Consider the following 11858-nt stretch of genomic DNA (forward strand, 5'->3'; position numbering starts at 1 on the left):
TGTTTGCTGTTCTTTATACTGGCAGCCAAACCAGCTTTAAAAGTTTATTTATCTCTTTATTTTCAATACTCAAAGATAGTAATTTTCTATAAATGTCGCAAATAATAGGACAATTATTTTTGTTAAAAATGGTTTTAGGTTTATAGACTGCCGAAGTTTTATTTTTCCCTAAAGTTTTTGGTATCATAATAATGTTCTCTTATCGTCCATGCCGGGCAGAACCCGGAAAAGTACGGTATCAAATACCTTCCCGGTTTCTCTCCAGTGCAGGCAGAAAAGGTATCAATTAGATGCAATCCTTTTGCTGATGGGCGATAGTTCCTGAATGGTGTCGGTATCGTTTCTTTTATGATGCAGCCGTTTTTCTGTATTCAGATATAGAGAGAAACGACACAAAGAACTTTAGGGAAAAGAAGATTCTTCGTGTTGCTCTTTCTGGAAGTGGAGTATATTAATCATATATTATATGTTTATAGGTTCATATATTATATATTCATATATTATTTATATATAGTGTTTTCTCTTTGTTCTTTTTCCCTAATGTTTTATGGTATCAATTTTTTGTGTCCGGCTTCCGGCAGCTTTTTGTATTTGGTATCAAAAGGTCGTTCTGCAGGGTGTGCCAGGAATGATAATTCGGTATCATTTCATCATGCCATGTTTGCCCATCAGTGCCGGAACTCCGAAAAGTACGGTATCAATTTCTTTCCAGACTATAAAACAAAGACCGAGAGTTTTACCTCCCGGTCTTTGTTAATAGAAATCTCTCTTTTTAATATTCATCATTTGTGATAAATATTTCTACTCTCCTATTTTTAGCACGTCCAGCTTCACTTGTATTGTCTGCAATGGGTTCGCTATATCCTTTTCCATCTTCTGTTATGTTGTTTGTTTCTATACCAGCGGTTCTAAGGTAATTTCCTACTGCTGCTGCTCTATTTTTAGAAAGTATGATATTGTATTGTTTTTCTCCTATATTGTCAGTATGCCCAATTATTTTAATCTTAGTATTGGGTATTTCACTAATGATATTACATAAGTCAGAAAGCATTTTTTGAGCTTCTTCATTTAATTCATATGAATCAAATTTGAATAGGATTTCACTTTGAGCTGTTGCTTTAAACTGTTCTTTTCCATTTTTATCTTTATAGCTGGAGATTGATAAGCCATCAATAGCTTTTAGTTTATTTCTTCTAGCTTCTATCTTTTCTTGGATAGCTTTATCTCTTTCCTCTTTAACTAATTTTGCACTTCCACCAACTATTGAAGCGGTTGAATAGTTACTATTATTTTCTATCATGTCTTTTTCTTTGTCGCTTAGTTCAGCGTTACTGAAAGTTATCATATGCGTTGAAGTACATGCGGTAAAAAATGTAACAACGAAGGCTGCTAGTATAATTATTTTCTTTTTCATGATTATCTTATTGCTATAATAGGTCTGATTTTAAATGAATTTCTTTTGCTTGTACTGGTTGCTCTTCCTTTTGTTAATGAAGAAATTAGTGCAAACACTTTAGGAGTATCTTTTCCTGCTCCATCTTCTGTAGAACTCCAGTACCAACCATCAAAGTGCGTTCCTCCAATGATTGAGAAAGAAGAATATACCTTTTCAAGATTATTAGAGATTGCTTTGTTTTGTGCGATAGAGCCAATAAACCAACCTGTAACACCTTTTGGTGCGTATTCTATAGCTTTTTGAGCTGCTGGATAAGCTAAACTATCTTTTATAGCAAAGTTCATTATTGCGGCAGTATTAGCTGCTCCATCAAAGCTGTTTTCATCTTCCGAAACATTAGCTATATCCTCGTCTGTATCTATTAAAGGATTTTCTTCTAAATCTTCTAATGAAACGGCATAAGCGGTTTCTTTTATATCAGGATTATTCCCATCATTACACCAAAATACAACTCCAATGGCTTCTTTTTCATTGGGTGAAAAAAGTGAGGGATGCACTATACTTCCATCACTACATAAGATACTACCCGGCTGTAATGATGTGTCTATAATATCTTCGTGTTTTGTACATGATGATATTACCCCTATAATGGATAATAGAATTATATATATTTTTTTCATACTTAATTATTTATTGGAAATTTGACACCTACTAATAATCCATTTCGGAAATGGTCACGTGTCCAAAAGACAAAATCATTTTTTTGCATTACAAAGACTTGCATTCCATTTCTAAATGAATAGCTATATTCTAAACCTATATCAATGGAAGCCTGAAACCCTTTTCTGTTAGCTCCTAAATCTGCTCCAAACCGCCATCTTAAATTACTGTTTTTGCCTCGTGAGATTGTAGGTTTATATGCTGCACCTATGCCGAATGTTTTATAGCTCCAGAAACTATCAGAGCATACCTTATTACATACCGGGCATTTATCATATGCTGTAGCTAAATCAATATATAGTTCATAAGCATTGTGATATTTACCTTCAAACTCCAGCCCTACAACTGCATTGACGGTATTTTTCCATTGCCAACCTCCTGAAATATTAAAAAACTTATCACCATCACCAGCCATTGACTTTAGGGAAAAAAATAAGGTGATAACAAGAAATGCTATTCTTTTCATAATCGTAAAATTTTATTCAGTAAAAGCATCTGCATGAAGAATGTCTGCATAATCAATTCTTAATGTTATAGTACGTCCTGAAATCTGTTTTTCAGATATTTCTATGGTAAGAACTTTTTCGTCTGGGAAAGTAAATTTTTCAAAGACAAAAATATTTCGATAGTTCTTCTTGAAAACAAGATTCTTATTAACTTGCATCAATGGAAGTATTTCTATAGATTGAAAATTAGTAGCCTTTGTTTGTTTTTTATCTTCTATTTTGAAGCGTATTTGGTCTATATCATATCGTATTTTTGTTTTATTAATCATAGAAATATCAATAAAGAAATACTTATCTAATGTGTAGATATTGTTTAGTACAATTTTCATTAGGTTACTTTTACTGGAAACATCATAGAATTTATTTTTTGAAATAAACATTCTATGTGCGTAATCATACATTTGTGCTTTGGTTAAGTTCACTTCTGGATTCATATAGCTACGTAAATCAGCATAAGGGATATTAAAGCGAGTGTATGCTTTTGCTAAATCGCTACTATATACTAGCATATATTGTACGAAAAATCTTTCTGTAACAATGGTGATAACTCCACTAGCTCCTTCTTTTGTGGGCTTTATTCTAAGAGAGTTACCAGTAGGAATATCGCCAACAATATCATTGACTGATATATCAACATATTTTATATCTTCCATAGCTATAAAATGCGTTGAAACATCTTTGTTGACGTATATAACCTTTAGTTCTTCTGGGTTTTCACCTGCAAGCTCGATGTTTTCTCCAATAGGGGTGTTCTGTGCATTTCCTGTAATAACAGAAACCATTGTGCATAATGCAATAAAAATCTTTCTCATATTATTGTTCTTTATCTTTGTTGTTTACTAAAAAAACTTGTGTGTTATATTTTAATTTGGCTTTGTTTTTTTTGATGTTTTTGGAAAGAGCTTGGGTTGTACTACGGTAAGCATCTTGTAAAGCACCTAAAGCGAATTGTTCTACTCCTTCTGATTGGCTGTTCATTTGTATAGTTTGGCTTCCTATTTGCGCTCCAACATCTTTACTCAAATCTCTAAAAGCTGATGAAGGAACAAAGAAACCTTCTTGTCCGTCATTATCATATACAGATAAATCTACTTTCATTTGTCTGCCATCAACCATTATAGAGGAAATATTAATGTGTACTCTTTGAGCTTTAAAGCCAGATACATTCCCATATAGGTAAGTGCCTTTAGTTAAAAGAGCGTCATTAATCATTATATCATCTAGAAGCCGTATGCGTACTCGGCTACCATCTGTTACTTTTAAAGTTTCATCTAATATAGCTGTGATTAGTGAAGTTTTTTGTTCTTTCCCTACAGTATTAAAATATACTTCTGCGGGATTTTTCGCTTTTACAACTTCTATAGCCTTTTCTTTTGGCTTTTCATCTTGTTTTTTTTGAGGTGTTCTAGGACGTGGATTTTGTAATGAATCTATATAAGCCATTTGCATTTTAAAAAGCTCCATTTCTTCTTGCATCTTGGATTTTTCAGGAGCTTTCCTAGTTTCTGTTTGACTTGATTCATCTATAGTAGGAAATCCTTTTATTTGTTGTTCCAATTCCTTTTCTCGGATTCTAGAAGCTTGATTTAAACTGTCAATTTGCCTTATTTCATCATTGGAGTAAAGAGAACCAGAACTTTCAATTTCGCTAACTTCTTCTTCTTTATCTATGGTTTGTATTGATGAATAATCAGAAGATTTATTGAAAGCTCCTTTGAGTGATTCAAATTTACTTTTTATCTCTCTTTTTTCTAAATTAGCATCAGGAATATCAAGATTTAATTCTTCCGTTTCTACTAATGTAGTTTCTTCTGCTGGGGCAGAGTTTATCATATCCTTAACTAGCCATCCTATCCCTAGAATAAAAGGTAGGATGAGTATCGGAATGATGTACTTAGGCTTTTTAATATCAATCTGTTTCATACGCTATTTATTTAATTTATTGTATAAATTTTTTATTCGTATAGTGTCTTCTGGAGTTAATTTCCCATTTTTTCTTAGCTCATTAATTTCATTTTGCATTTTAATCACTTCTAACAAGTCGTGAACTCCTACTTGTTTTTTTTGTAGGGTACTATCAATGTTAATTTGTACTTTGCTTTTTTCTTCGTTGAAAACTTGCATTGGCTTTCTTTCTGGACGCATTACTAATGATAGAATTGTGACGAAAGAAAGGAATGAAATCGTAATTCCAAACATAGCTTTACGGTGTATATCAGCCCACGCCAATAAGCGTTCACAAGCGTTATTAACTCCGAACTTTTGAAATATTTTAGTAAGAAGAACAACTGTAGCTTGCTCGGCTTTAGTCTTGATACTTTCTTTTCTATCATTCTTTTTATGTTTAAACAGTTTCATTAGAAATTCTTTTTTACTTTATAATCTAGGTCTTTGTTTAGTATCGTTTTCCAATCTGTGATAATAAGTCCATGAGGATTATTTTCAGTACGTGGAATTTGTCTTAATTTCCCTGTAGTTACAAGTTGCCTTTTTAGAATAGAGGTTTCTCGCTCTATACGTTGGATGCCATAGTACTCAAAAGATAGGTTGTTCATGTCCACCTTGATACTATCTGTCATAATTGTTACTGTTGCAGAACTCGCTAATATGGTGTTGAAATATCCTTTTTCTTTTAAATTATTATATTGTTTTAATCCGCTATCATCAATTAGATACATGGCTTTTTCCATGTTGTATTTTATAAATTCATCGTCTGGTGGTAATGTGAAAAATAAAGTGTGGAATAGATTTATGTGGCTCTTACATTCGACTTCCAAGTTGACTTCTGTACCAGTTTGTTTTACTAGTACAGGGACATCATTATCCAAAACATATATTTTTTTTCTTTCAGCTTTTACTAAAGAGAAACAAAAGGCTAGTACCATACCTGAAATAACTATACTAGTTGCAAAACAGCCAATGGATAAAATTCCGGCTAATTTGATTTTATTTTCTAAGTTTTTAATAATCATGATTATGTGAATTTAAAATTTAATGAATCTTTTTACATAGCTGCACTGGCTCCACCTGTAGCCGGAGCTGCTACAGCTTTGGTTGCGATGGCTGCTCCTCCAACCATGCCTCCTACTGCTTGCCCTACTCCAGTTGTACTTACAATCCATGTAGAAACAAAAGGTATTGTAAGCATGGCAAATGCTCCAAGTAATGCTGTAAGAAGGAAGCTATTGACACCTCCAGAGGTCATTCCGACATACATGACAAATGCAGCTTCATTTCTAAGCGCATATTCTAAAATTTCAATTTCTCTTTCTATCCCATATTGCATTACTACTAAAGAAATTGATAATACTATATATGCAATACATGAATATAAACTAACACTGACAAAACGAGCTATCCATTGTATATAAGCATCCCGAAATGCAGGTAAAACAGAGAATGCAAAAGCTAGTGGACCAAGAATAACTAATATTCCTGTGAATATGATTTGTAGGAAAAAGACAAAATAGGTACATACTTGCCAAAAAGTAACGACAATAAATTCAATGATATTAAACATTATCATTTTAACCTTAGCGACTACATATACATATAATCCAGCTATCTTGTCTCCAATAGCTGAGAAGTCTATACTAAAATCATACCATTTCTTATCCTTAACTTCATTTTCGGCTCTTTCAACTTCTAATGAAGTATGTAATAACTCTACTGCTACGCTATCAATGAGTGCATATCTATTACGAGAAAGTAATTCTACTTCTTCTATCTGATTCGTAAACATAGCCTTGCTTCGTGCTGTTAATAACTCTCCGGGATAACTGATTAGATTAATAAAGGGAATCCAGAACATAAGAACCAATCCCAGTGCGAATGGACGCAATAACGGGATAATCTCTAATTTTTTATCTCCACTCATCATTTTGAAGCTTTCTACTCCAAAATATAACAACATAAAGATTGCTGCCAATGCTTGTGCATCCGCAATAAATTCTCCGAATAGAACAGTTGTTTTATCTCTTAGTCCATCAAATAATTCAAATAAGAATTTATCTATTAACTCATTCATGGCTCATTATTGTTTTATTTATATTATTCAATCTTGTTATTAATGAAAGAACCTCTATTAGTTCTTTATCAAAATCTAAATAGGCTTCCCTTTTTTTAGAGTTACTCATATGTGAATCATGGATTATATCTATGTTCTTTTTTATTCTAGTAACTTCATCAGTTATAACTTCAACATGTTCTTTATTACCGCCATTAGAAGAATATTCGACAAGTTTTTTATTTATATCATTAAGAATATCATTTCTACGATTTTTAGTTAAAGTATATTGATAATCAATTTCTTTATCTCCAAATTTGAAGAGTTCCTGTCTATATATGGTATCAACATTATACCCTTCTTTTTCTGTTTCTGATTTATTGTACTCTACGGCTGCCATCATGGGAATTTCTTGTAACTGGAAATTACGTCTATCTTCCTTCCCGTATTTGTCGTGTAACCCTAAGCCCGGCAAAGGAATTTTAATACCCAAAACCTTTTTATACCATATCCAGTAATGATACCATTCTGGTTGTAGTCGTACTCTATCCATAAATTCCATATTATTAAGCACGCTCCATTTCCCTTTATCCTTTACAGGCATTTGGGAATAGGTATTAGAAGTACCAATAATCAACATTAGGGAAAAAAATAAAAGCACTCTTTTCATATTATCTTTTAGGTTTTACTTTATAATTCTGTAATAAATCATCAACTAATTTTGAACGATTATCTTTGTATTTAAATACCCCCGGAGCTAATGTTTGTAATACTCCATTTCTTTTTGCTGTTTTCATCTGTCGGCATACAGCGTATGCTATACCTCTCATGTTTCTTAGTTCATTAATAACATACTTAAGCAAGTCTATTCTTTGCTTATTATCCATAAGGTTTACATCTGTCCCGACAATAGCGACCTGATAAATGTATTGTGTCAAATCCGCAGTGCGATTTACTAATTCTAGCTCTGTTTTTGCTGACACCAATAATAAAGCCGGGTCACCTACAGCAAGTTCAACCATTTGTTTTTGATATTTACCAATATCTGCTGCAATATCAGTGCAGTAGATAATATCTTTTCCTGTTTTTATGATGGCTTCTACAGATTTTAGGCTATTATAAAATTTGCTTTGGAAAAATTCAATCTGAACCATTTTTTCACTGATTTGTTTTTGTATAAGGCTTATTTGAGCTTCATTCTCTTTCACTTTAGAGAAAGAAGTATGTTGCACCTTATGATTAGCTATAAGTGTTTCCATACAGGTTATATCCAAGACTGCCTTTTGCGAATATGCAACTTGGGTTAAAGTAGATGCTACCACTAAAATAAATAGGATTTTCTTCATGATATTATCTTTAACGGTTTGTAATCCATTTGTATTTATCTAGGATATACTTATATAATGGTTGTTCCCCTATGATGTTAAGTATATCTTTTAGGCTTCCATCATCGGAGTGATACCCTAGTACCTTATTGACTTGTAAAACCCAATCCATATTTTTTAATTTGGAAGATTTTAGGTCTATTATAAAATTATCCAATCCTGTTTGGAAACTACCATAAATGATATGATAATATCCAACAGCATCTTTTTCAATTCGTTCTGTAGTAAATGTGAAATATTCGTGTAGAGAAACCTCTACTCCAAATACATTTCCATAATTTCCTCTTTTTATAAATACTTCATTAAACCGATTACGGTTTTCTTTATTGGGAAGTTGATTTATGGTAAATATTTGCTTTTGATTTACTTCCGTTAGGGATAAAAGATTTGCTATTTCTTGATATTTGTCTATAAATTTACTTTGGTCTAATAGGCATATAATATCGGAGTTGCTGATTATAGAGTTTTTGACTACAGGATTACTAATTATGTCCTCCAGTTCTTGAGTAACAACCATTGCCATACCCCAAAATTTACGAACTGTTTTATACAAATAGAGTATATAGCCAGCCATCATAGGGCTAGCTATGGCTTTCCATGCTTCTTCAATTATTAATGCCTTTCTGTTCTTTTTTAATCTCATTTTTTGAATAAAAACGTCCATAATAATTAAGGTTACTATTGGAAATAATTCAGGGTCATCTTTAATTGCATCAATTTCAAAAACTATAAAGGGTTCTTCAAAAAGGGAAGTGTCAAAATCCTCATTAAGAGTTTTTTCTAACTGTCCTCCTTTATAGAATTTTTTTAATAGAAACTTATAGTTAGTAATATCAAAATCAATTTTGTTCTCTTTGCAAATGATAGGTATAATGCGTAGGGAAAATTCGTAGAAAGAGTTAAAAGATAAGCTTTCAACTTTTATTTCTTTCAATATATCTTCCTTCTTCTGGATTCGTCTTTCTATTATAGAAAGTAATCTAGTTTCAGGATTATCAAGCTCTTGGCGTGTAAAGCCTTTTTCGATGAGAATGTTTTGTATCGCTTTTTCTGCGTTGGTTTTTTCTCCGCCTTCTCCTTTTTCTACTAGTTGCTGTAATTTCTCTATTTTTTCGGAAAGTATCTTGCGTTCTTCTTTTTCCCTTTCGTTTTCAAATTCTTCTTCATTGACTTGAAATTCGAGTAGTAAATTTTCACGTATGGCTTCTTTTTCCGCATCTGAATAACCATTAAAGGGATGAAAGTAGAAAGAATAGTATTTTTCTATGGTAATATCCATAATTTCTTCTTCTTGCTTTTTGACCTCACCATTTGCACCTTTCCATATCAGGAAAATTAATGATTTAAGAAAGTTTTTCTTTTCTACATTATACTCTTCTTCAGTAATTCGGAAAGGATTCATAGATATAGGCTTGCTTTCAGAATAAGTAATGTATTTGCCATGATAGTATTCGCACATTCCTGAATAACTATGCCCTGTATCTACCAATACAATATCAGTGTTATCTAAAACCCATTGTCTTACTTTGGAGTTGACATAGAAAGACTTACCAGAACCACTTGGACCTAAAACAAAGAAGTTGGAGTTATTTGTATATTTTTTCTCACCTTCTTTCCCGGACATATCTATTCCAACAGGCAATCCTTGTCTGTCTGTAAAATAAGTAAGAAAAGGGCTGTTTTCTGTTACTTGTAATTTTTCCTTGAACAAAAGACAAATTGCAGCATCGGAAGTTGTTAGAAATTTGTCATAACTGTTTAGGTTGATTGCGTTTCCTGGCAGTGCACATTCGAATAATTCTAATTGGTTGAAGCATTGTTTATTAATAATAATGCCACAATCAAAAAGAGATGTTTCAACATAGTTGATAGCCTTACTAATATCATCAAGACCAGCAAGAATTATATTATAATGTGCATATACAAGCATTTGCCCTTCTCTGGCAATATCCGACTGCACTCGTTCTATGTCTTCTACACATAAATCATTTGCAGGGTCAGGCATTCCTTTATGTTTTTTCTTTTTGCCTTCTAATTTGTTTGCTTCGTTTCGTTGGTCTGGAATATTTATTACTTGATTATAGATAATTGTGTCTATACCTGGTGTATCATGCAAAAAAGAGAGTAAGTCAACAGGAAACCTTAGCCCAATATTGACCTCTTTATATGGTTTTATAACAGAAGGAAAATTAACTTCGTCAATATCTACAAGAGAAATGCACTGTACGTTTTTTTCTCCAATTATAAGATTTTCTTCTCTTGCTTTGATATTTTTTAGGCTTACTGTTTGCTGATTGAAATTGATAGATAGAAATCTTTTTATATATATTTCTATTTCATTTTCATTTAATAGTTTAGCTCTTATTCCTCTGTTAGCGAATAGTCCTAATACTTTTGTGATGTTTCTAATAAAAGTATCAAACCTTCGAGGGTCAAAAGAAAAGAATTTAGACCTTTCTACTTCTCCTGTAATAACAAGATAAGTAGAAATATCAGTATATATTCGTCCTTTAAAATGTTCAAAATAACGATTTGATAAATAGTCGTTCTTCCTATTCTGGGGTGGTAAAAATGATTTTTTACATAGAATATCCTGTTTTTGTATTGTATATCCAGTTCCTAATACTTTGAGGATATTAGTAAATAAGTGGTGAAAATCATAGTAAGCATCCATATCTGCTGAATACTGTATTATAGGATTTTCACATTTAATGATAACAGAATAGTCGCCCCTTCGGTTATAGAATATAGGAGTATTGTCTATTGTTTCAATACCAATATAAGGAGCTTCAAATTCACTTTTCTTTTTCATAAGCTTTATTTTTTTCTATCTCTTATAAAAGTGCGTGATACTATATATATGCCTTTTCGTTTATCTTTCCTGTGAAGCCCTTTTCTTTGTAATTGCGATGTTATTCCTAACCCTCCAAACATAACTATTACAAGAGTTATACCTCCCCACATAAAAGAAGCCAGAGTAGAAACAATAGCACATAAAAGTAAAGCACTAATAATACAAGCTCCACCGATATATATGAACTTGCCTTTAAATCCTTTGAAAATAAGGGGCTTTTGTAGCCCCTTATATACATTGTAACTTGGATACTCTTTCGACATATTAGATTCCGAAGAATGCTTTTACGACAACACCTGATACAACCAGAAAGATACATGACCCCATCCAGCCCATAACAGCCTTTTGTACATCTTGGTCACCAGAGTTCCATTTTAAATAAACTCGCACTGCTCCAACTAATCCTACTAGACCTCCTAGTATCATCATCATGTTTCCTAGGGGGTCCATGTAGGTTGCAAGTTCAGAACTAGCTGCATCAATTCCCGCAGCACCTTGTGCAAAAGTGTTAGTTACTACCATTATGCTAATGGCTAAAGCGAATGCTCTTTGAGCAATTTTTGAAAAAAACTTTTTCATTTGAATAAAAATTAGTTGTTTATTTGTTAAAATTTACGTGTGAAAACATGCTTTTCCCTTTAGCAAGAAGTTGTTCCATTGGAATACCTTGTGTTTCAACTTCCATTTCAATAGATTCATTTACAGATACATAATTCTGTTCAGATTCTTTTTTTTCATCTTCTTTTTCGTATGAGCCTGTTTCAAAATCTTCATCTACAACTTTGTGAGGTATTTCTTCTTCCTCTCCTATTGAAATAATTTCTTCTTCTTCACCTGTATTGGTTTTGCTTTGCTTTAGGAAAGCATCATACAGGATGTTTGCAGCGTAGTAAACTACATAAATGGCAAATACAGCCATGATAAATTGTGAATAACTCATATTCTTAAATTTAAAAGTTTCATTAATCGACCCTTTTTCTGTACTTTTGAT

At 32.3% G+C, this 11858-nt stretch carries 14 protein-coding genes; all 14 read right to left on the reverse strand.

The annotated features are described in order from the left end of the window. Positions 1-772: 772 nt before the first annotated feature. Genes DWZ03_RS19320 through DWZ03_RS19385 form a run of 14 tightly spaced genes read right to left on the reverse strand, consistent with a single transcriptional unit; the run spans position 773 to position 11807 of the window. Entirely contained in the window at positions 773-1414 is a 642-nt protein-coding gene (locus tag DWZ03_RS19320) for an OmpA family protein (RefSeq protein WP_007559135.1), read from the reverse strand. Between the two features lie 2 nt (positions 1415-1416). Then, entirely contained in the window at positions 1417-2076 is a 660-nt protein-coding gene (locus DWZ03_RS19325) for a hypothetical protein (RefSeq protein ID WP_007559134.1), read from the reverse strand. Between the two features lie 2 nt (positions 2077-2078). Continuing rightward, positions 2079-2582, reverse strand: coding sequence for a hypothetical protein (locus DWZ03_RS19330; RefSeq protein WP_007559132.1), 504 nt, complete (start codon positions 2580-2582; stop codon positions 2079-2081). 12 nt (positions 2583-2594) lie between these two features. After that, positions 2595-3434: a conjugative transposon protein TraN gene (gene traN, locus DWZ03_RS19335; RefSeq protein ID WP_004295380.1), complete on the reverse strand. Its 840-nt coding sequence runs from the start codon at positions 3432-3434 to the stop codon at positions 2595-2597. A 1-nt stretch (position 3435) separates the two neighbouring features. Continuing rightward, positions 3436-4545 (reverse strand): conjugative transposon protein TraM, encoded by a 1110-nt coding sequence (gene traM / locus DWZ03_RS19340; RefSeq protein ID WP_007559128.1) that lies wholly within the window; start codon positions 4543-4545, stop codon positions 3436-3438. A gap of 3 nt (positions 4546-4548) precedes the next feature. After that, positions 4549-4980, reverse strand: a complete 432-nt coding sequence (locus tag DWZ03_RS19345; RefSeq protein WP_007559125.1) for a hypothetical protein — start codon at positions 4978-4980, stop codon at positions 4549-4551. Beyond that, a complete protein-coding gene (traK, locus tag DWZ03_RS19350; RefSeq protein ID WP_005647312.1) occupies positions 4980-5594 on the reverse strand; it encodes a conjugative transposon protein TraK in 615 nt (204 codons plus the stop codon). The genes DWZ03_RS19345 and traK overlap by 1 nt, the downstream gene beginning before the upstream one ends. A gap of 32 nt (positions 5595-5626) precedes the next feature. Further along, a complete protein-coding gene (locus DWZ03_RS19355; RefSeq protein WP_007559121.1) occupies positions 5627-6649 on the reverse strand; it encodes a plasmid transfer protein in 1023 nt (340 codons plus the stop codon). Continuing rightward, a complete protein-coding gene (locus tag DWZ03_RS19360) occupies positions 6642-7298 on the reverse strand; it encodes a hypothetical protein (RefSeq protein WP_007559119.1) in 657 nt (218 codons plus the stop codon). Before DWZ03_RS19360 ends, DWZ03_RS19355 begins: the two co-directional genes overlap by 8 nt. 1 nt (position 7299) lies before the next feature. Further along, the gene (locus tag DWZ03_RS19365; RefSeq protein WP_004295374.1) at positions 7300-7974 is read right to left on the reverse strand and encodes a hypothetical protein; all 675 of its coding nucleotides are present in this window, start codon (positions 7972-7974) and stop codon (positions 7300-7302) included. 10 nt (positions 7975-7984) lie between these two features. Then, positions 7985-10825 (reverse strand): hypothetical protein, encoded by a 2841-nt coding sequence (locus tag DWZ03_RS19370; RefSeq protein WP_007660146.1) that lies wholly within the window; start codon positions 10823-10825, stop codon positions 7985-7987. A 5-nt stretch (positions 10826-10830) separates the two neighbouring features. Further along, a complete protein-coding gene (locus tag DWZ03_RS20420) occupies positions 10831-11130 on the reverse strand; it encodes a hypothetical protein (protein WP_004295371.1) in 300 nt (99 codons plus the stop codon). A gap of 1 nt (position 11131) precedes the next feature. Further along, positions 11132-11446, reverse strand: coding sequence for a DUF4134 domain-containing protein (locus DWZ03_RS19380; protein ID WP_004295370.1), 315 nt, complete (start codon positions 11444-11446; stop codon positions 11132-11134). Between the two features lie 19 nt (positions 11447-11465). Continuing rightward, positions 11466-11807, reverse strand: coding sequence for a hypothetical protein (locus tag DWZ03_RS19385; RefSeq protein ID WP_007559113.1), 342 nt, complete (start codon positions 11805-11807; stop codon positions 11466-11468). Between the last annotated feature and the right edge of the window lie 51 nt (positions 11808-11858).

Origin of the sequence: Bacteroides sp. AF29-11 (genome assembly GCF_003602895.1) — a bacterium.
In the GTDB taxonomy this organism is placed as follows: Bacteria; Bacteroidota; Bacteroidia; order Bacteroidales; family Bacteroidaceae; genus Bacteroides; species Bacteroides uniformis.

Coding starts and splice junctions, on each gene's coding strand:
- DWZ03_RS19320 (WP_007559135.1), bottom strand. CDS start 1,414: ATGAAAAAGAAAATAATTATACTAGCAGCCTTCGTTGTTACATTTTTT.
- DWZ03_RS19325 (WP_007559134.1), bottom strand. CDS start 2,076: ATGAAAAAAATATATATAATTCTATTATCCATTATAGGGGTAATATCA.
- DWZ03_RS19330 (WP_007559132.1), bottom strand. CDS start 2,582: ATGAAAAGAATAGCATTTCTTGTTATCACCTTATTTTTTTCCCTAAAG.
- traN (WP_004295380.1), bottom strand. CDS start 3,434: ATGAGAAAGATTTTTATTGCATTATGCACAATGGTTTCTGTTATTACA.
- traM (WP_007559128.1), bottom strand. CDS start 4,545: ATGAAACAGATTGATATTAAAAAGCCTAAGTACATCATTCCGATACTC.
- DWZ03_RS19345 (WP_007559125.1), bottom strand. CDS start 4,980: ATGAAACTGTTTAAACATAAAAAGAATGATAGAAAAGAAAGTATCAAG.
- traK (WP_005647312.1), bottom strand. CDS start 5,594: ATGATTATTAAAAACTTAGAAAATAAAATCAAATTAGCCGGAATTTTA.
- DWZ03_RS19355 (WP_007559121.1), bottom strand. CDS start 6,649: ATGAATGAGTTAATAGATAAATTCTTATTTGAATTATTTGATGGACTA.
- DWZ03_RS19360 (WP_007559119.1), bottom strand. CDS start 7,298: ATGAAAAGAGTGCTTTTATTTTTTTCCCTAATGTTGATTATTGGTACT.
- DWZ03_RS19365 (WP_004295374.1), bottom strand. CDS start 7,974: ATGAAGAAAATCCTATTTATTTTAGTGGTAGCATCTACTTTAACCCAA.
- DWZ03_RS19370 (WP_007660146.1), bottom strand. CDS start 10,825: ATGAAAAAGAAAAGTGAATTTGAAGCTCCTTATATTGGTATTGAAACA.
- DWZ03_RS20420 (WP_004295371.1), bottom strand. CDS start 11,130: ATGTCGAAAGAGTATCCAAGTTACAATGTATATAAGGGGCTACAAAAG.
- DWZ03_RS19380 (WP_004295370.1), bottom strand. CDS start 11,446: ATGAAAAAGTTTTTTTCAAAAATTGCTCAAAGAGCATTCGCTTTAGCC.
- DWZ03_RS19385 (WP_007559113.1), bottom strand. CDS start 11,807: ATGAGTTATTCACAATTTATCATGGCTGTATTTGCCATTTATGTAGTT.